This window comes from Cupriavidus respiraculi (assembly GCF_914271545.1).
Taxonomy (GTDB): domain Bacteria; phylum Pseudomonadota; class Gammaproteobacteria; order Burkholderiales; family Burkholderiaceae; genus Cupriavidus; species Cupriavidus respiraculi.
Map to the genome: position 1 here is coordinate 1,044,109 of NZ_CAJZAH010000002.1, position 19,192 is coordinate 1,063,300.

At 70.0% G+C, this 19,192-nt stretch carries 16 protein-coding genes; 10 read left to right on the plus strand and 6 right to left on the minus strand.

Annotated elements, in window-relative coordinates; all coding sequences use genetic code 11:
- Window positions 1–117: 117 nt before the first annotated feature.
- The 3 genes from LDO27_RS12620 to LDO27_RS12630 all read left to right on the plus strand — a co-directional run bounded on the left by LDO27_RS12620 (window position 118) and on the right by LDO27_RS12630 (window position 4,100).
- On the plus strand, window positions 118–1,569 hold the full coding sequence (locus tag LDO27_RS12620; protein ID WP_224042096.1) for a UbiD family decarboxylase: 1,452 nt from the start codon (window positions 118–120) through the stop codon (window positions 1,567–1,569).
- A 229-nt stretch (window positions 1,570–1,798) separates the two neighbouring features.
- Window positions 1,799–3,190, plus strand: coding sequence for a nucleobase:cation symporter-2 family protein (locus tag LDO27_RS12625; protein ID WP_224042097.1), 1,392 nt, complete (start codon window positions 1,799–1,801; stop codon window positions 3,188–3,190).
- 7 nt (window positions 3,191–3,197) lie between these two features.
- Window positions 3,198–4,100: a LysR family transcriptional regulator gene (locus tag LDO27_RS12630; protein WP_224042098.1), complete on the plus strand. Its 903-nt coding sequence runs from the start codon at window positions 3,198–3,200 to the stop codon at window positions 4,098–4,100.
- Here the strand turns inward: LDO27_RS12630 and LDO27_RS12635 are convergent.
- Window positions 4,097–4,993, minus strand: a complete 897-nt coding sequence (locus LDO27_RS12635; protein ID WP_224042546.1) for a LysR family transcriptional regulator — start codon at window positions 4,991–4,993, stop codon at window positions 4,097–4,099. The genes LDO27_RS12630 and LDO27_RS12635 overlap by 4 nt on opposite strands.
- A gap of 216 nt (window positions 4,994–5,209) precedes the next feature.
- Between LDO27_RS12635 and LDO27_RS12640 the strand changes: the two genes are divergently transcribed.
- Genes LDO27_RS12640 through LDO27_RS12660 form a run of 5 tightly spaced genes read left to right on the plus strand, consistent with a single transcriptional unit; the run spans window position 5,210 to window position 10,595 of the window.
- On the plus strand, window positions 5,210–6,082 hold the full coding sequence (locus tag LDO27_RS12640; RefSeq protein ID WP_224042099.1) for an FAD binding domain-containing protein: 873 nt from the start codon (window positions 5,210–5,212) through the stop codon (window positions 6,080–6,082).
- Window positions 6,070–6,561 (plus strand): (2Fe-2S)-binding protein, encoded by a 492-nt coding sequence (locus LDO27_RS12645; protein ID WP_224042100.1) that lies wholly within the window; start codon window positions 6,070–6,072, stop codon window positions 6,559–6,561. Before LDO27_RS12640 ends, LDO27_RS12645 begins: the two co-directional genes overlap by 13 nt.
- Window positions 6,558–8,834 carry a xanthine dehydrogenase family protein molybdopterin-binding subunit gene (locus LDO27_RS12650; RefSeq protein WP_224042101.1) on the plus strand — a complete coding sequence of 759 codons (2,277 nt, stop codon included), beginning with the start codon at window positions 6,558–6,560 and terminating at the stop codon, window positions 8,832–8,834. The genes LDO27_RS12645 and LDO27_RS12650 overlap by 4 nt, the downstream gene beginning before the upstream one ends.
- Window positions 8,831–9,418, plus strand: a complete 588-nt coding sequence (locus LDO27_RS12655; RefSeq protein WP_224042102.1) for a UbiX family flavin prenyltransferase — start codon at window positions 8,831–8,833, stop codon at window positions 9,416–9,418. The genes LDO27_RS12650 and LDO27_RS12655 overlap by 4 nt, the downstream gene beginning before the upstream one ends.
- Window positions 9,419–9,470: 52 nt before the next feature.
- Window positions 9,471–10,595: a CobW family GTP-binding protein gene (locus LDO27_RS12660; protein ID WP_224042103.1), complete on the plus strand. Its 1,125-nt coding sequence runs from the start codon at window positions 9,471–9,473 to the stop codon at window positions 10,593–10,595.
- 15 nt (window positions 10,596–10,610) lie between these two features.
- On the opposite strand, the gene LDO27_RS12665 is transcribed toward LDO27_RS12660, so the two are convergent.
- Window positions 10,611–11,609, minus strand: a complete 999-nt coding sequence (locus tag LDO27_RS12665) for a helix-turn-helix transcriptional regulator (protein WP_222201711.1) — start codon at window positions 11,607–11,609, stop codon at window positions 10,611–10,613.
- A 287-nt stretch (window positions 11,610–11,896) separates the two neighbouring features.
- Here LDO27_RS12665 and LDO27_RS12670 point away from each other — a divergent pair, with 287 nt between their 5' ends.
- Window positions 11,897–13,255, plus strand: a complete 1,359-nt coding sequence (locus tag LDO27_RS12670) for a nucleobase:cation symporter-2 family protein (protein WP_222201712.1) — start codon at window positions 11,897–11,899, stop codon at window positions 13,253–13,255.
- Between the two features lie 4 nt (window positions 13,256–13,259).
- Window positions 13,260–14,672 carry an amidohydrolase family protein gene (locus LDO27_RS12675; RefSeq protein ID WP_224042104.1) on the plus strand — a complete coding sequence of 471 codons (1,413 nt, stop codon included), beginning with the start codon at window positions 13,260–13,262 and terminating at the stop codon, window positions 14,670–14,672.
- Between the two features lie 20 nt (window positions 14,673–14,692).
- Here LDO27_RS12675 and LDO27_RS12680 read toward each other — a convergent pair whose 3' ends face one another.
- The 4 genes from LDO27_RS12680 to LDO27_RS12695 form a co-directional block, all read right to left on the minus strand.
- The gene (locus tag LDO27_RS12680; protein ID WP_224042105.1) at window positions 14,693–15,196 is read right to left on the minus strand and encodes a nucleoside 2-deoxyribosyltransferase; all 504 of its coding nucleotides are present in this window, start codon (window positions 15,194–15,196) and stop codon (window positions 14,693–14,695) included.
- 87 nt (window positions 15,197–15,283) lie between these two features.
- Window positions 15,284–16,261, minus strand: a complete 978-nt coding sequence (locus LDO27_RS12685; protein ID WP_224042106.1) for a Bug family tripartite tricarboxylate transporter substrate binding protein — start codon at window positions 16,259–16,261, stop codon at window positions 15,284–15,286.
- A gap of 121 nt (window positions 16,262–16,382) precedes the next feature.
- Window positions 16,383–18,155 carry an L-arabinonate dehydratase gene (gene araD / locus LDO27_RS12690; protein WP_224042107.1) on the minus strand — a complete coding sequence of 591 codons (1,773 nt, stop codon included), beginning with the start codon at window positions 18,153–18,155 and terminating at the stop codon, window positions 16,383–16,385.
- A 5-nt stretch (window positions 18,156–18,160) separates the two neighbouring features.
- On the minus strand, window positions 18,161–19,081 hold the full coding sequence (locus LDO27_RS12695; protein ID WP_224042108.1) for a dihydrodipicolinate synthase family protein: 921 nt from the start codon (window positions 19,079–19,081) through the stop codon (window positions 18,161–18,163).
- Window positions 19,082–19,192 lie beyond the last annotated feature (111 nt).

A 19,192-nucleotide genomic window follows, 5' to 3' on the forward strand; every position in this document is an offset into this window, starting at 1 on the left:
GCCGCTCCAGCAGTTCCTTTCGCAGTTCTTTCCGCAGGCAGGCATGGCACGGTGGCCGGGCGATCCGGCCGCCGGGGCAGCCTTCGCCCCGGCAACCCCAGAGCACAGGAGCCGAGCATGAACTCGCCCACCGCGCCTCGCCCCGTCCAGGCCCCGCCGGCCGCGGCATCCCCGCCGTTCCGCGATACCTCGCAGGACTTCCATCAATTCCTCGCCGCCTATCGCGAGGCCTTTCCCGACGACGTCCTGCATATCCGCGAGCCGGTGGGCGCCAACCAGGATCCCACCGCACTGGTGTGGGCGCTGGCCGCGCAGGGCCGCCATCCCGCGCTGGTCTTCGACCGCGTCGACGGCCTGGGCGCGCCGCTGGTGACGAATCTGTTCGCCTCGCGCGAACGCGTGGGCCGCATGCTGGGCGGCGTGCCGCCGGCGGGCATCCACGCGGAATACCAGGCGCGCAGCCGCCGCATGGTGGCGCCGCGCGTGCAGGACAGCGGCGCGGTCACGGCGCGCGTGCAGACGCACGACATCGACCTGCGCGGCATTCCCGCGATCCAGCATTTCGCCAGCGATCGCGGGCCGTACATCACCAACGCCATCCTGATCGCCGAGGACCCGGACACGGGCATCGGCAACGCCAGCTATCACCGCTCGATGCTGCACTCGCCGACGGAGATCGCCACCAGCCTGCATTCGCGCGGCCACCTGTGGCGCATGTTGCAGCGGGCCACCGAACTCGGGCGGCCGCTGCCGGTGGCGATGGTGATCGGGGCCCATCCGCTGTTCATGCTGGCCGGCGCCGCGCGGCTGCCTTTCGGCGTCGACGAGCGCCACGTGGCCGGCGGCCTGTTCGGCGCGCCGCTGGAGGTCGTGCGCACGCCGTGCCACGGCATCCTCGTGCCGGCGCACGCGGAGATCGTGCTCGAAGGCGTGATCGATCCGCACGCGCGCGTCGACGAAGGTCCGTTCGGCGAGTTCACCGGCTATTCGTCGGACCGCTCCACCAACAATCTGCTGCGGGTGCAGAGCGTGATGCGGCGCGCCGATGCGTGGCTGGTCGACGTGGTCGGCGGCAATTCCGCCGAGCACCTGAACCTCGGGCGCATTCCCCGGGAATCGGAGATGGTGGAGAAGCTGCGCGAGCGCTTCCCCGGCGTCACCGCCGTGCACTACCCCAGCTCGGGCACGCATTTCCACGCCTACGTCGCGCTGCGGCAGACGCGTCCGGGCGAGGCGCGCCAGGTCATGCTGGGCCTGCTGGGATGGGATCCCTACCTGAAGACGGTGGTGGCGGTCGACGAGGACGTGGACATCACGCGCGACGAGGAAGTGCTGTGGGCCATGGCCACGCATCTGCAGCCGCACCTGGACGTGGTGGTGATCGACGGCCTGCCCGGCAGCGCGCTCGACCCATCCGCCTCCGGCGTGGGCACCACGTCCCGCATGGGGCTGGACGCCACGCGCGGGCCGTCGTTCGACGGCGTGCGCGCGCGCATCGACGGGGCGGCCATGGAACGGGCCGCGGCGCTGCTGGCGCGGCTGGACCGTGGCGGCGCGCACGGACCCTAGGGATAACCCCCTTGAAACGGCGGATTCATCGTTAAACCCGATCGATAAATCCGCCGCGACCGTTGTACCCTCCCGCCGCGGCTGCAATGCTGGACTCAGCGACGACACAGGCGCGGGCATCGCGACAAGGATGGCGACGACCATCCCGCACAGGAAACCGCCGGCGATACCGAAGGGCGACGAGACGCACCGCGGCGCGACCGGCGTGGTACCGACCAAAGGAGACAGCATGAACCCCACCATGCCCGCGCAAGGGACGAGCCCCGTGCATCCCGTCGACGAAGTCCTGCCACCCACCCGGTTGCTCGCCCTCGGGTTGCAGCACGTGTTGGTCATGTACGCCGGCGCCATCGCCGTGCCCATGATCATCGGCGGCGCACTCAAGCTGCCCAAGGACCAGATCGCCTTTCTGATCGCCGCGGACCTCTTCTGCTGCGGCCTCGTGACGATGATCCAGAGCATCGGCATCTGGAAGGTCGGCATCCGCCTTCCCGTGATGATGGGCGTGACCTTCACCGCCATCGCCCCGATCATCGCCACCGGCTCCAACCCCGCGCTGGGCCTGCCGGCCGTCTTCGGCGCGGTGATGGTCGCCGGCATCTTCACCTGCATCGCCGCGCCGTACGTCGGCAAGATGGTGCGCTGGTTCCCGCCGGTGGTGACGGGCACGGTGGTGCTGGTGATCGGCATCTCGCTGATGCGCGTGGGCATCAACTGGGCCGCGGGCGGCAATCCGACGCTCAACACGGCGGCCGGTCCCGTGCCCAATCCGGAGTTCGGCGTGCCCGCGAACATCGCCATCGCCACCGCGGTGCTGTGCACGGTGCTGGCGCTGGTGGCCTTCGCGCGCGGCTTCCTGTGCAACGTGGCGGTGCTGATCGGCATCGGCGTGGGCTTCGCCATCGCGCTGTCGCTGGGCAAGGTCAGCTTCGACGGCCTGCACAACGCGCGCTGGGTCGAGTTCATCACGCCCTTCCACTTCGGCTGGCCGACCTTCGACGCCATGACTGCGGTCACGCTGTGCGTGGTGATGATGGTCATCATGATCGAGGGCGTGGGCCAGTTCCTCGCGCTGGGCGAGATCGTCGGCCGGCGGATCGGGCCGGACGATCTGGCACGCGGGCTGCGGGCGGACGGGGTGGGCGCGCTGGTCGGCGCCGTCTTCAACACCTTCACCTACACCTCCTACGCGCAGAACGTGGGACTGGTGCAGGTCACCGGCGTGCGCAGCCGCTGGGTCTGCGCCACGGCCGGCGGCCTGCTGGTGGTGCTGGGGTGCCTGCCCAAGCTGGCTTTCTTCGCCGCCTCGATCCCGCAGTACGTGCTGGGCGGCGCGGCGCTGGTGATGTTCGGCATGGTGGCGGCGACGGGCGTGCGCATCCTCGGCCATGTGGACTTCGTCGAGAACAAGAAGAACGCCTACATCGTCGCGGTCAGCGTGGCGCTGGGCATGATCCCGCTGGTCTCGGACAAGTTCTTCTCGAAGATGCCGGAGCTGCTGGCCAAGTTCTGCCAGAACGGCATCCTGCTCGGCACGCTGACGGCGGTGCTGCTGAACCTGCTGTTCAATGCGCGCTCGCCCGCGCCGCAGCCCCACGCGCTGGCCAAGGAAGCGGCCTGAGCGCGCCATGCTGCATCCGCCCCGTGTGTATCTGTACCTGGACGCCGTCGCGCGCTGCGGCTCCATCCGCAAGGCCGCCGAGCAGCTGCACGTGGCCTCGACCGCGCTGAACCGCAAGATCCTCGAGGTCGAGGAACACGTGGGCACCGCGCTGTTCGAGCGGCTGCCGCGCGGCGTGCGTCCGACCGCCGCCGGCGAAGTGCTGGTGGCCACCATCCGGCGCGGGCTGGCCGACCTCGATGCGGCGGCCACGGAGATGGAGCAGTTGCGGGGACTGGTGCGCGGCACCGTGCGGGTGGGCTCGGTGGAATCGGTGGCCGCCGACTTCCTGCCCGAGGCCATCGGCTGTTATCAGGACCAGCATCGCGGTGTGCGATTCCACGTCGCCGTCGGCGGCACCGCCGAGCTGCTGGCCGCGCTGCGCGAGGACGAAGTCGACCTGCTGCTGGCGCACGACCCGCCTCCCTCGCCCTTCCTGCACGAGCTCGCGGTCTCGTCGCAGCCATTCTGCGCGATGATGCGGCCCGACCATCCGCTGGCCGGCCGGCGCGGGCTGCACCTGGCCGACTGCCAGCCCTATCCGGTGGCGCTGGGCCCGGAGTCCTTTGGCAGCCGCCGCGCGATCGAGGCCATCTGCGCGCGCAACCGGCTGAACCTGCGCGTCATGCTGGAGGCCACCACGGTGGAAATGCTCAAGGGCTTCGCGCGCCGGACCGGCGCCATCTGCTTCCAGTTCCACGCCGGCACCCTGCGCGAGGCGCGCCAGGGCACGCTGATTTCGGTGCCGCTGTCCGACCCCGAGCTGTCGATGGGCCGGCTGGTGCTGGGCGCACGCACCGGGCGCGCATTGCCGCCCGCCGCGGCCGCGTTCGCCGAGCACCTGAAGGCCGCGATGGAGGGGCTGCGCTAGCGCAGCCGGCCCCGTTCGCGCATCAGCAGGTCGCGAAAGCGCTGCGCCGGCGGCGACAGCGAACGGTCCGCGTGCACCAGCAGCGAGATCTCGCGCTCGATCACCGGGTCGCTCGGCATGACGGTGGCCAGCCCCAGCGCGGACGTCAGTCGCGTCACCGCCGCGCTCATCACGGCGATGCCCAGGCCCGCATCCACCATGCCCACCATGGTCAGCGGCAGCAGCACCTCGTGCAGGCGCGACAGCGTGATGCCGCGCGCGGCGAGCGCCGCATCGAGGCAGTCGCGGATCGGGTTGCCCTTGTGCGGGCCGATCACCGGAATGGCCGCCACATTCTCCCAGCGCAGCGCCTTGCGCCGCAGCAGCGGATGGTCCGCCGGCATCACGATCACGAAGGGGTCGGTCATCAGCCGGTGCGCGCTCAGGTCCGGCTGCCCTTCCGGAATGGTGCCGATGCCGAAGTCGACTTCGCCCGAACTGACCATCTTGGGCACCTCGTGCTCCGACACGTCGTGCAACTCCACCTTGACGCCGGGATGGCCCACGCAGAACTCGCGGATAAAGCGCGGCAGCATGAGCGCCGCCTGGATGGACGAGGCCGCGATCGACACGCGCCCCCTGCCCAGCGTGCGCAGCTCGCTGGAGTTCTCGATCACGCTGTCGATATCGGCCACGGCCTTCTTGACCAGCGGCAGCAGCTCGGCGCCGGCCTGCGTGATATGCAGCTGGCGGGTATGGCGGTCGAACAGCCGCAGTCCCAGATTGCCTTCGAGTTCGTGGATGAGCGCGCTGACCGAGGACTGCGACAAGTCCAGCCGCTCCGCCGCGCGCGTGAAATGGCGCTCCTGCGCCACGGCGATGAACGCGCGCAGCTGGCGCAGCGACACGTTCATGTTGCTCAGTTGGGGCACGGTGTCTCCTCCGTGGTATCGGGATGCGCGCTCTGTGCGGGCGAATGCCATATCGCGCGGCGCGTCTGATTCAGAGGGTAACACGATCAATTAATCCGTTTCGCTCCCTTTACCGATGTAGCGCGCCCGCCCATCATCGACTCGACGGTGCCCGGCGACATACCACGCCGCGCCCGGCGGCAACGAGGGGGAGAAGCGATGAGAGCGTTTGACTATTTCGAACCGGCAACGCTGGCCGAGGCCTCGGCCATGCTGCACCGGAGCGGCGGCCGGGCCAGCGTGCTGGCGGGCGGCACCGATCTGCTGGTGCAGATCAAGGAGTCGGTACGCGCGCCGGCGCAGGTGATCAACATCAAGAAGATCCCGGGCATGGACATGCTGGCCTTCGATGCCGCCGCCGGGCTGCGCATCGGCGCGCTGGTGACCACGCGCGCGGTCGAGACGAGCGGCTTCGTGCAGCGCCACTATGCCGGCCTTGCACGCGCGGTAACGGACTTCGCCTCGATCCAGGTGCGCCATCGCGCGACCGTGGTGGGCAACGTCTGCCGCGCGTCGCCGTCCGCGGATTCGCTCGCGCCGCTGATCGCCGATGGCGCCTCGGTCCATCTGTACGGCCTGTCGGGCTCGCGCGCGATGCGGATCGAGGACTTCGTCACCGGCGCGGGCCGCACCGCCATCGCCGCGGACGAGATCGCGACGCGCCTGACCGTGCCGGCACCGGCGCCGCATACCGGCAAGGTCTACCTCAAGCATGGGCGCCGCGTGCAGATGGAGCTCGCGACGGTGGGCGTGGCGGTATCGCTGACTGTCAACGAAGGCCGCTGCACCGAGGTCGGCATCGTGCTGGCCGCCGTCGGGCCCACGCCGGTACGCGCGGTCCACGCCGAGCAGTTGCTGCGCGGACAGCGCGTGACCGACGCGCTGATCCTGCAGGCGGCACACGCCGCCGCCGGTGACGCGCGACCGATCAGCGACGTGCGCGCCAGCGCATCGTACCGGCGGCAGATGGTCGGCGTGCTGACCCGCCGCGCCCTCGAACAAGCCATGGAGGCCGCCACATGCGCACCATGATCCAGCTGGTCATCAACGACGAGCCGCGCGAACTGGCGGTGGAGCCCCACGGCACGCTGCTGGACGCGCTGCGCAACGACGCGTGCCTGACCGGCACCAAGAAGGGCTGCGACGTCGGGGAATGCGGCTCGTGCACCGTCATCGTGGACGGCCGCCCGGTGAACGCGTGCCTGATGCTCGCACCCGAGGCGCACGGCTGCCACGTGACCACCATCGAAGGCGTGCAGCCCGCGCCCGGCGCCGTGCATCCGATCCAGGAGCAGTTCATGCAATGCGGCGCGGCCCAGTGCGGCTTCTGCACGCCGGGCTTCGTGGTCATGTCCAAGGCACTGCTGGACGAGAACCCGCATCCGACCCGCGACGACATCCGCTTCGCCATCGCCGGCAATATCTGCCGCTGCACCGGCTACACCAAGATCGTCGAGGCCATCGAGAAGGCCGCCGCGGCGATGGCCGGCACCGGCAAGGAGGCATCATGAGCCACGCCGTGATCGGACACAGCGTCAAGCGCACCGACCTGCTCGACAAGGTCACCGGCAACGCCAAGTACGTCGCCGACATGCCGTTCCCCGGACTGCTGTTCGGCAAGCTCAAGCGCTGCGACGTGGCGCACGCGCGCATCCGCCGCATCGACGCCACGCGCGCGCTCGCGCTGCCGGGAGTCAGGGCGGTGCTGACGCACGAGAACGTGCCACGCGTGCTGCATGCGGGCTCGCCCCACCCGCGCTCCGCGTCGGTGACATGCGACCAGTACATCCTCGACGACAAGGTGCGCTACTGGGGCGAGGGCGTGGCCGCGGTGGCCGCCGTCAGCGAGGAAGTCGCCGCGCGCGCCGTCGAACTGATCGAGGTCGAGTACGACGTGCTGCCGGCGGTGTTCACCACCGACGATGCCGAGCGCCCGGAGGCGCCGCGCATCCACGACCGCGAACCGGGCGGCAACCTGGTGCTGCCGCCGGTGATCGTGCGTCGGGGCGACGTCGAAGCGGGCTTCGCCGAGGCCGACCTGATCGTGGAAGGCGTCTACGAAGGCGGCCGTCCCACGCCGGCCTACATGGAGCCCAATGTCTGCACCTGCAACTGGGACGGCAACGGCAACCTCACCGTGTGGATCTCGACGCAGACCGCCTTCATGGTGCGCGGCATCATGGCCGAGGTGCTGGGCCTGCCGCTGCACAAGGTGCGCGTGCTGGTCGACCACATGGGTGGCGGCTTCGGCGCCAAGCAGGACCTCTTCCAGCACGAGTTCCTGTGCGCGCTGCTGGCGCGGGAGACGCGCCGGCCCGTGCGGATGGAATACACGCGCGAGGAAACGTTCGTCGGCGGACGCACGCGCCACCCGGCCAGGATCTGGCTGAAGCAGGGCTTTCGCCGCGACGGCACCATCACCGCGCGCCAGGCCAGGGTCGTCTTCAACTCCGGCGCCTACGGCTCGCATGGTCCCGGCGTGACCAATGTCGGCACCGCGGCGCTGGTGTCGCTGTACCGCTGCGACAACGTGCTGCTGGAGGGGCGCTGCGTCTACACCAACAGTCCCATCGCGGGCGCGTTCCGGGGCTACGGCGTGGTACAGACGTATTACGCGCTCGACGTGCAGATGGACGAGGCCGCCGCGCAGCTCGGCATGGATCCCGCCGAGCTCAAGCTCCGGAACGCGGTGCGCGATGGCGATATCGCACCGTCCAACCATCCGCTGATCGGCCACGGGCTCGAAGCCTGCATCCGCAAGGGCATGGAGATCGTCGACTGGCCCGCGCTGCGGCGGCGCCCGCGCGAGACCGCGGGGCCCATCCGCACCGGCTGGGGACTGGGCTGCGAGATGCATGGCAGCAGCGCCTACCCCGGCATCAAGGAGCAGGGCAACGCCATCATCAAGATGAACGAGGACGGCACCGTGGTGCTGCTGACCGGCGCGGCGGGCCTGGGCACGGGCGCCCATACCGCGCTGGCGCAGATCGTCGCCGAGGAACTGACGCTGCCGTTCGAGGCGGTGTCGGTGGTCCACGGCGACACCGACGTGGTGCCGTGGGACATCGGCGCCTTCGCCAGCCACACCACGTACATGGTCGGCAAGGCAGCGCAGATGGCGGCGGGCGAGATCCGGCGCCAGCTGTTCGAGCGCGCGGCGAAGCTGCTCGAGTGCGAACCCGACGCGCTGACGCTGGCCGCCGGGCGGATCGCGGTGCGCGACCGCGAGGGGCCGGCGCTGACGGTGCGCGAGGCGGTGATGCCGCGCAAGGGCATTCCGGCCGCGCAACTGGTGGGCACCGCGACCTACCATCCCACCAAGTCGTACTCGTTCGCCGCGCACTTCGTCGAGGTGGCCGTCGATACCGAGACCGGTTTCATCACCGTGCGCCAGGTGGTGCCGGTGCACGACGTGGGCAAGGTCATTCACCCCGTCGCCGCCGCCGGCCAGATCGAAGGCGGCATCCAGCAGGGCATCGGCCATACGCTGTACGAGGACTACCAGATCGACATGCGCACCGGCCGCTCGCTGAACGCCAACTTCGTCGACTACAAGATGCCGCTGGCGATGGACATGCCGCCCATCCACACCGTGCTGCTCGAGGCAGCCCCCGACCCCGGCGGCCCGTTCGGCGCCAAGGGCGTGGGCGAGGACCCCATCGTCGCGATCGGCCCGGCCATCGCCAACGCGGTGTTCGATGCCATCGGTGTGCGGTTCCGCCACTACCCGATCCGGCCGGAGCAGGTGCTGCAGGCGCTGGCCGAACAGGCGGGCGCGCGATGAACCGCCTGGTGGTGGCCATCACCGGCGCGAGCGGCGCGGTCTACGGCGTGCGGCTGCTGCAGGCGCTGGCCGCGCTGGACGGCTGGCAGACGCATCTGGTCTGCTCGCCGTCCGGCCTGCTGACCGCACATCACGAGCTGGGCATGCAGCGCCCGCAGATCGAGGCGCTGGCCGATGTGGTGCACAACGTGCGCGATATCGGCGCGACCATCGCCAGCGGCTCGTTCCGCTGCGACGGCATGGTGGTGGCGCCGTGCTCGATGCGCACGCTTGCGGCCATCGCCACCGGCATGGCCGACAACCTGGTCACCCGCGCCGCCGACGTCATGCTCAAGGAGCGGCGCCGCCTGGTGCTGCTCGCGCGCGAGACGCCCCTTCATCTGGTGCACCTGCGCAACATGACCACCGTCACCGAGATGGGCGCCATCGTGCTGCCGCCGGTGCCGGCCTTCTACGCGCACCCGCGCACCGTGGACGACATCGTCGACCACACCGTGGGGCGGGTGCTCGATCTGTTCGACGCGCCGCACCAGGGACTCGTGCGGCGCTGGCAGGGCCTGCGGTCCGAGGCCGGCGCAGCCTGAACAACCTTTCGCCTCGCCGCGGCGAGGAACGCAGCACCAACCGGGAGATCCCATGCAACCCTCCACCGTCGCCACCCAGCGGCCCGTCCCCGTCACGATCCTCACCGGCTTTCTCGGCGCGGGCAAGACCACGCTGCTGAACCACATCCTGACGCAGAAGCACGGCCACCGCATCGCCGTGATCGAGAACGAGTTCGGCGAGGTCGATGTCGATTCCGATCTCGTGATGACCTCCGACGAGGAGATCTACCAGATGACCAACGGCTGCATCTGCTGCGTGGTGGACGTGCGCACCGACCTCGTGCGCATCCTGCAGACGCTGCTGGAGCGCCCCGAGCGCTTCGACCACATCCTGGTGGAGACCAGCGGACTGGCCGACCCCACGCCGGTGGCGGCCACCTTCTTCATGGACAACGAGGTGGCGCGGCAGGTAGCGCTCGACGGCATCCTGACGCTGGTGGACGCCGTCCATATCGAGGACCATCTCGACGATCCGCAACTGAGCGGCTTCGACAACCAGGCGGTGGACCAGATCGTGGCCGCGGACCGCATCATCCTGAACAAGACCGACCTGGTCGACGCGGACCGGCTCGATGCGCTGGAGGCGCGGCTGCACCGGCTGAACGAAGGCGCGCACATCCTGCGCTCGAACTACGCGCAGGTGGACCTCGGAAAGATCCTTGGCATCGGCGGATTCATGCCCGGCACGGCACCGGTGCAGGCGCACGGCGGAGCCGATGATCACGATCACGAACACGAACACGATCACGACGACCACGACCACGACCACGGGCACGTCTGCGACGAGCATTGCGCACACGCCGGGCACCTGGACGGCGACGACGAACCCCATGGCCATCGCCATGACCCCTCGGTGACCTCCGTCTCGCTGGTGTTCGACCGGCCCTTCGACCGTCAGCGCCTGGAACACGGCCTGAAGGCGCTGCTGGCCGCGCAGGGCGACGATGTGTTCCGCATGAAAGGCATCGTCGCCATCGAGGGCGATGAACGCCGCCATGTGCTGCAGGCCGTCCACCGGCTGATGGACTTCCAGCCGGGCGCGCCTTGGGGCGGCGAAGCCGCGCACAGCAAGTTCGTCTTCATCGGCCGGCATCTGGACAGGCTGCGCCTGCAGGCGCTGCTGCAGGTGTGCCTGCCGGTGGCGCAAGCGGCCTGAACGGCGCGGCGGCGGTCAGGGGCGCTGCGCGAGCAGCGTCTGCGACGGCAGCTCGCCGAACTCGCGCCGGTACTCGCGCGAGAACAGGCTCAGATGGGTAAAGCCGTGCGCCAGCGCGATCGCGCTGACCCGCCCCTTCTCCGGACGCGAGCGCAGCAGGTCCGCCCGCGCGCCATGCAAGCGCAGCAGCCGCAGATAGGCCATCGGCGAGGTGTTCTTGGTCTTGCGGAAGCCCAGTTGCAACGTGCGCGCGGAGACGCCGCAGTGCGCGGCGATCTGTTCCAGCGTCAGCGGCTCGCCCAGGTGCGCGCGCAGATAGGCGATCGCGCAGCGCATGTAGTCGGGCAGCACCGCCTCGAAACGGCGCGGCAGCAGATCGCCGTCGGCGGCGAAGCGGTCCAGCAGCAGCGTCGACAGCACGATGCGCTCGATGCCGCCGTCCAGCGCCGGCATCTGCTTGCCCAGCTCGCCTTGCCTGAGCGCGCTCTCCGCGCGCAGGTAGTCCACCAGCGCGCGCCAGCGCGCCGCCCGGCCATCGTCCGCCACCGGCTGCATCGCGAATTCGATCGGCGCGGGCGGATCGAAGCTGAAGTGCTCGCGGAACGCCTGCTCGATCGCCTGCCGGCGGATCACTACGCTGAAGCGCTCGCAGCCGGCATCCAGCGACAGCCGGGCCGGCACGGTCGGCGAAAACACGAAGGTCGCGCCGGGCGGCATCGCCATGGTCCCGCACGCGGTCTCGACGCGGCACGTTCCCGCCAGCACGGTCTGGATCACGAACTCGTCCTTGCCCCACTGCGGCTCGATCTGCACCGCCTGGTTGTAGGCGATGGTGACCAGCCGCAGCCGTCCAATGGCGCAGGCATCGATGCGCGCATCGAGCGCGGCGTCGGCCTGCGCAGCGCGCAGGCGCACCGGCCCGAACACGCGCCCGGACAGCGACTGCACGCGCTCGACATCGCCCGCGCGGGGGGCGCCATGCCGTGCTGCGGACGGGGTGGAGACTGGAGTCATGTGGGGGGCACCGGTAGCGTCGCCATCCTAGGGTCGGGAGGCCGCCGCGCGCAAGTTGAGGGAAACCCCTGAGGCGATTTCCGGGCCAATGCGCCGCCCCGTTGCGGACGGATTCCATCGGCTTCGCTTTCGCGCTATCCGCACGCGGCGCGCCTCCCTATCGTCCATCCATGCGCCGGCCAGCGTGCCGCGCATGGCACCGTGACGGATCGAGCCCGGCGACGCAAGACCGGGCCAGCCGCCGCCGGCACGGCGCCCTTTTCCCCGGACGCGGCAGGAGACGAAACATGCAAACAACGGTTCACCCCGTCGATGAAATCCTGCCGGCGCGCGCGATGGCGTCGCTCGGCTTCCAGCACATGCTGGTCAGCTACCTGGGCGCCATCGCCGTGCCGATGATCGTGGCCGGTGCCCTCAAGATGACGCCGGCGCAGACCACCATGCTGATCAGCACGGCGCTCTTCACCTCCGGCATCGCCACGTTGCTGCAGACCGTGGGCTTCTGGAAGTTCGGCGTGCGGCTGCCGCTGATGCAGGGCGTGGCGTTCAGTTCCGTCGGCCCAGTGATCGCCATCGGCAGCGATCCGTCGCTGGGCTTCAACGGCGTATGCGGCGCGATCATCGGCGCGGGCGTGATCGCGATGTTCCTCGCGCCGGTGATCGGCAAGCTCAAGCGCTTCTTTCCGCCCGTGGTCAGCGGCTGCACCATCACCGCCGTGGGCCTGTCGCTGCTGCCCGTGGCGTTCCACTGGTTCGGCGGCGGCCGCGGCGCGCCCGACTTCGGCGCGCCCGTGTTCTTTCTGGTGGCCTTCGGCGTGGTCGCGCTGATCCTGCTGATCAACCGGCATGGCGGCGAGCTCATCCGCAGCCTGTCGGTGGTGATCGGCCTGCTGGTGGGCGGCGTGGTCGCCTGGCTGCTGGGCATGGGCAGCTTCGACGAAGTCGCGCGCGCGCCGTGGTTCACGATGGTGACGCCGTTCGCCTTCGGCATGCCGACGTTCAACGCCGGCGCCATCGCCACCATGGTGATCGTGATGGTGGTGCAGATGGTCGAGTCGATGGGCCTGTTCGTCGCCGTGGGCGATATCGTCAAGCGGCCCATCACCGAGCGCGACGCCACCCGCGGCCTGCGTGCCAACGGCCTTGCCAGCGCCATCGGGGGCATGTTCGCGGCGTTCCCCTATATCGCCTTCATGGAGAACGTGGGACTGGTGATCGTCACCGGCGTGCGCAGCCGCTGGGTGGTGGCCACCTGCGGCGTGATGCTGTGCGCGGTGGCGCTGGTGCCCAAGATCGGCGCGCTGTTCGCGTCGATCCCCGGCGCGGCGCTGGGCGGCGCGGCAATGGTGATGTTCGGCGTGGTGGTCGCCGCCGGCATCAAGACGCTCGGCCAGGTCGAATACGAGCGCAACCCCAACAACCTGACCATCGTCGCCATTACGCTGGGCTGCGCGATGATGCCCGTGATGCTGCCTTCGATGCTGGAGAAGCTGCCCGGCTTCCTGCAGCCCTTCGTCCACAGCAGCGTGATCATCGCCTGCGTGGTCTCGGTGCTGCTCAATCTGATTCTGAACGGCGTGCCCGCGCGCGAGGCCGACGAGCCGCCGGCCAACGTCGCCAACGCCGATAACGTACAGGGGGTCTGAATCCATGGTGCCGAACACGACGAACCTCAACACCCACGCCGCGCGCGGCAGCGCGCTGCTGATCCGCGGTGCCGCCGCCGTGATGACGGGACGCGCCGGCGACGCCGCGCGCGCCGGGGCCGCCGACATCCGCATCCGCGACGGCCGCATCGCGGAGATGGGACCTGCGCTGCCCCGCCTCGACGACGAGGAGGTGCTCGATGCCTCGGGCTGCGTGGTGTATCCCGGCTGGGTCAATACGCACCACCATCTGTTCCAGAACCTGCTCAAGGCCGTGCCCGGCGGCATCAACGCGGGGCTGGAGCAGTGGCTCGCCAGCGTGGCGTACCCGCGTCTCGCCCGCTTCACGCCCGAGATCTTCCGCATCGCGGTGCGGCTCGGCATGGCCGAGCTGCTGCTGTCGGGCACCACCACCTGCGCCGATCATCACTACCTGTACCACCACGGCGAGGGCGCGGACACCGGCGACGTGCTGTTCGAGGTCGCCGAAGAACTGGGCATGCGGCTGGTGCTGTGCCGGGGCGGAGCCATCCAGTCCGCCGCCGAACATCCGGGCATGCGCGCCACCGCGCTGGTGCCCGAGACGCTGGACCAGATGCTCGCCGACATCGAACGGCTCAAGGCGCGTTATCACGACGCCGCGCCGGACGGCCTGCGGCGCGTGGTGGTGGCGCCAACCACGCCCACGTTCTCGCTGCCGCCCGGGCTGCTGCGCGAGCTGGCCGCGTTCGCGCGCGGCATGGACCTGCGGCTGCATACGCACCTGTCAGAGACCGACAACTACGTGCGCTTCTGCCGCGAGAAATACCAGTGCACGCCGGTGCAGTTCGTCGCCGACCACGACTGGCTGGGGCCGGATGTCTGGTTCGCGCATCTGGTCACGGTGAATCCCGAGGAGATCCGCATGCTGGCCGTGACCCGCACCGGCATGGCCCATTGCCCGGTCAGCAACGCGCGGCTGGGCAGCGGCATCGCCCCCGTGCGCGCCATGGCGGACGCCGGCGTGCCGGTGTCGCTGGGCGTCGACGGCGTGGCGTCGAACGAATCGGGCAGCATGGTCAACGAGGCCAACTTCGCCTGGCTGGTGCATCGGGCGCTGGGCGGCGCGGCGCAAACCCGCGTCGAGGAAGTGATCCACTGGGGCACGGCGGGCGGCGCGCAGGTGCTGGGGCTGCCGGGCATCGGCACGCTCGCGCCGGGACAATCGGCGGACCTTGCCATCTACGACGTGGGGGGGCTGCGCTTCCATGGCTTCCACGACATCGGCACCGCGCCCGTGGCGGCCGGCGAGCCGACCCCGGTGCGCGACGTGCTGGTGCGCGGGCGCCGCGTGGTGCGCGACGGCGCGGTGGTGGGGCTCGATCTGGAGCGGCTGCGCCGCGAGGCGCGGCAGGCGCTGGCGGCGCTGGTCGACTAGCGCGGGCGCCGCGCGCGGGCTCAGCCGCGCAGGGCGGCCGCCATCGCGGCCAGGCACGCCTGCGGGCCGCCCTGCACCATCCGCGCGGGGCAGGCGAGCATCAGGTTCTTGCCCAGGCCGAAGTCCTCCACGAGGAAGCCGCGCGCGTCGCGCGCGCGGCCCTCGCCGTTCACGCTGGCGGTGGCGCGGTCGACGATGGTGCCGGCATCGGTGGTATAGCCCCACACCGGCTTGCCCAGCGCCACCGCGAAGCCCACCTCGAAGGCCGTGCCCGAGTCCGCTTCGCCGGGCCCGCGGAAGTCGTCCAGGTTGGCCATCACCAGGTCGGCGCCGCGGATCAGCGCGACATTGGCCTCGTAGATCCATTGCGCGGCGCGCGGGCCGGTCAGCCCGTCGGGCAAGGCATTGTCCAGGGGATAGACGCCGGCGAAGCCGTGGTCCGCGCACAGCTGCTTGAGCCGCTCGCCGTGGGCGAGGGCATCGTCGCGAAACACATCGGGACCGGCAAGGTAGACACGCAGCATGGGGACGGCAGCGGAAGTTCGGCGTCCCGCGAGGATAGCGCAACGGCGGCGGCCACCCGGGCCGACGCCGTCACGCGGCCACCCGGATCAGTCGATGCGGATGTTGGCGGTCTTCACCACCTTGGCCCACTTGGCGATCTCGCCCTTCTGGAAGGCCGCGAACTGTTCCGGCGACATCCCGGACGGCTCCATGCCCAGCTTCTCCAGCCGCTCCTGCATGTCGGGCGACTTGATGATGGCCGAGATCTCGCGGTACAGGCGGTCCACCACGGGCTTGGGCGTGCTGGCCGGCGCGAAGATGGCCTGCCACGATTGCAGGTCGTAGCCCTGCACGCCCGCCTCTGCCATCGTCGGCACGTTGGGCATGCTCTTGATGCGGCGCGTGGAGGTCACGGCCAGCGCGCGCAGCTTGCCCGAATCGATATGCTGCGCGGCGACCACGGTGGTGTCGAACATCATCGGCACCTGCCCCGCCATCACGTCCTGGATCGCCGGACCGCTGCCCTTGTAGGGCACGTGCGTCAGCTTGATGCCGGCCAGCTCCTTGAACAGCTCGCCCGCCAGATGCTGCGAGGTGCCGTTGCCGGCGGACGCATACGACAGCGTCTCGGGCTTGGCCCGGGCCGCGCCCACGATGTCCTGCACGGTCTTGAACGGGCTGGCCGCATTGACGACCAGCACGTTGGCATTGGTGCCGATCAGCGTGATGGGCGCGAAGGACTTGACCACGTCGTAGGGCATCTTGGGATACAGGCTCGCGTTGATCGCGTGCGAGCTGATGGTGCCCCCGAGGATCGTATAGCCGTCCGGCGCGGCCTTGGCGGCGTAGTCCGAGCCGATGTTGCCGCCGGCGCCCGGGCGGTTCTCAACCACCACGGTGACGCCCAGCGCCTGGCCCAGACGCTGGCCGATCAGGCGCGCCAGCGTATCGGTGGTGCCGCCGGGCGGGAACGGCACCACATAGGTGATCGGCTTGGCGGGCCAGTTGTCCTGCGCCTGGGCGGGCAGGCCCAGGGCGGCGAGCGCCAGCGTGGCGGCGCCCAGCAAAGTGTGCAGCGGCTTCATGATTGTCTCCTGCTGGCCGGATCGGCGGCCATCGTTGTCATTGCTATGGTTGATGCAAAACTCTGTCGTGCCCGCGAAAGCGGGTATGACGGCATGCGTTCGTCGTCCCGTGCGGCACGCCTCAATGGATCTCGGGATCGCCACCCGCCCTCACCTCCACCGGTTCGAGGAAATCGAAATCGCAGCCCTTGTCCGCCTGGCTGATATGGCGCAGGTACAGCTTGCCGTAGCCCCGCTCGAACTTCGGCACGGGCGCGCTCCAGGCGGCGCGGCGGCGCGCGAACTCCTCGTCGTCGATCAACAGGTTCAGCTTGCGCGCCGGCACGTCCAGCTCGATCAGGTCGCCGTCGCGCACGAAGGCCAGCGGCCCGCCGACATACGATTCCGGCGCCACGTGCAGCACGCAGGCGCCGTAGCTGGTGCCGCTCATGCGCGCGTCCGAGATGCGCACCATGTCGCGCACGCCCTGGCGCAGCAGCTTCTGCGGAATCGGCAGCTGGCCCCACTCCGGCATGCCCGGCGCGCCCTGCGGCCCGGCGTTCTGCAGCACGATCACGCTGTCCGCGTCGATGTCGAGGTCCGGGTCGTCGATGCGCGCGGCCATGTCGTTGTAGTCGCGAAAGACCACCGCGCGGCCGGTATGGCGCAGCAGGTGCGGTTCCGCGGCGGGCGGCTTGATCACCGCGCCGTCCGGCGCCAGGTTGCCGCGCAGCACCGCCAGGCCGTCGTGCGCGACCAGCGGGTTGTCGCGCGAGCGGATCACGTCGTCGTTGAACACGCGGGCGCCTTCGATGCATTCGCCCAGCGTGCGGCCATCGACGGTCAGGGTCGTCGTGTCGATCAGATCGCGCAGTTGCGCGAGCATGCCGCGCAGGCCGCCGGCGTAATAGAAGTCCTCCATCAGGTACTTGCCCGATGGCCGCACATTGGCCAGCACCGGCGTGCCGCGCGCCAGTTCGTCGTAGCGGTCCAGCGTCAGCGCGTAGCCGGCGCGGCGCGCCATGGCGATCAGGTGGACGATGGCGTTGGTCGAGCCCGACAGCGCCAGCGCCGTGCGCACGCCGTTGTCGAAGGCGGCCGGCGTCATGATCTCCGACGGCTTCCAGTCCTCCCACACCATCTCGACGATGCGGCGGCCCGACAGCGACGCCATCTGCGCGTGGCGCGAATCGGGCGCTGGAATCGACGAGGCGCCGGACAGGCACATGCCCATCGCCTCGACCACGGCGGTCATGGTCGACGCCGTACCCATGGTCATGCAGTGGCCCGGCGAGCGCGCGATGCCATCCTCGATGCCCTGCCAGTCGTGCTCGGTGATATTGCCGGCGCGCAGCTCGGCCCAGTATTTCCAGGTGTCAGAGCCCGAGCCGAGCGTCACGCCGTTCCAGTTGCCGCGCAGCATCGGCCCGGCCGGCACGAAGATGGTCGGCAGGTCCATCGACATCGCGCCCATCAGCAGCGCCGGCGTGGTCTTGTCGCAGCCGCCCATCAGCACGCAGCCGTCGGCCGGATAGGAGCGCAGCAGTTCCTCGGTTTCCATCGCCAGCAGGTTGCGATAGAGCATCGTGGTGGGCTTCTGGAACGGCTCGGACAGGCTCATCGCCGGCATCTCCACCGGGAAGCCGCCGGCCTGCCAGATGCCGCGCTTGACCTCCTCCACGCGCTGCCGGAAATGGCTGTGGCAGGGGTTGATGTCGCTCCACGTGTTGATGATGGCAATCACCGGCTTGCCGGCGTAGTCGGCGCGGTGGTAGCCCATCTGCGCGGTGCGCGAGCGATGGCCGAAGGAGCGCAGGTCGTTGACGCCGTACCAGCGGTGGCTGCGCAGTTGCTCCGGTGTCTTGCGGGGGCGCGCGGGCGAGGGGGACTCGGGTTGCATCGTGTAGTCGGCCATGGCGTTCAGCTCCGGCGTTCGGCGTCGAGCAGCGCGCGCGCCGCGGGGCCGACACGCTCTCGCGCGGCGGCGTCCAGCCCGGTCAGCATCGGCAGCATCGGGCCCATGTCGGCCACGCCGGACAGCGTGACGGCATCGTGCAGCACGCGGATCGGGCTGATCTCGTCGCGGCAGTCCTCCAGCGGCAGGAACAGCGCGCGTACCGCCTCGGCCTCGTCGTAGCGCTGCTCGCGCAGCAGGCCAAGCAGCCGCATCGACAGCGCGGGCGCCACGCAGCCGGAGCCGGTGGTGAAGCTGGTCAGCCCGAAATCGCGCACGTGGACGATCGCCGGGCGCTCGCCGATGCCCGAGACCAGGTAGCGCCGGTCCACCTCCTGCGCCAGCGCGCGCAGATAGGGATCGGCGGCCGGGTCCTGCTTCACCACCGCGTACTTGACGCAGGCGATGCGGCGCTCCTCGATCAGCGCGGCCAGCGTCTGCGGGCGGATGTAGTTGTCCGACTTGATGTACAGCACGGCGGGCTTGTCCAGCGCGTCGGTGAAATGGCGCACTGCGGTGGCCAGGCCCTCGTCGGTGAACGGAAAGCTCATCGGCAGCAGCATTGCCGCCGGAAAGGCGCGCTCGCGCAGGATGCGGGCCTGGTCCAGCAGCTTGCCGTAGTCGGGGCCGGCCGACGGCAGTACCCAGGTATCGGCGCCGGCCAGCTCGGCGAGCATGTCCACCGTCTCGGCATAGGCCGACACCGGCAGATGGTAGAAGTTGGCATTGCCACCATACATCAGGCTGCGCACCCCGCCACCTTCGAGATGGCGGATCAGCGCGGCGTTGGCGGCGCGGTCCAGCGACAGGTCGGGGCGGCGCGCGAGCGGCGGCACGGCGATGACGGAACGCAGCAGATCGGCCGTCTCGACGGGCGTAGTCTTCATGGGGTGTCTCCTCCGGTTTCCGCGGGGTCGGCAGGCTTGAGCCGCCCTCCTGGCCCGTGGCATGATAGCGCTGTCATCGGGTAGCGACAATGCGCCGGGGATCGGGGTTTA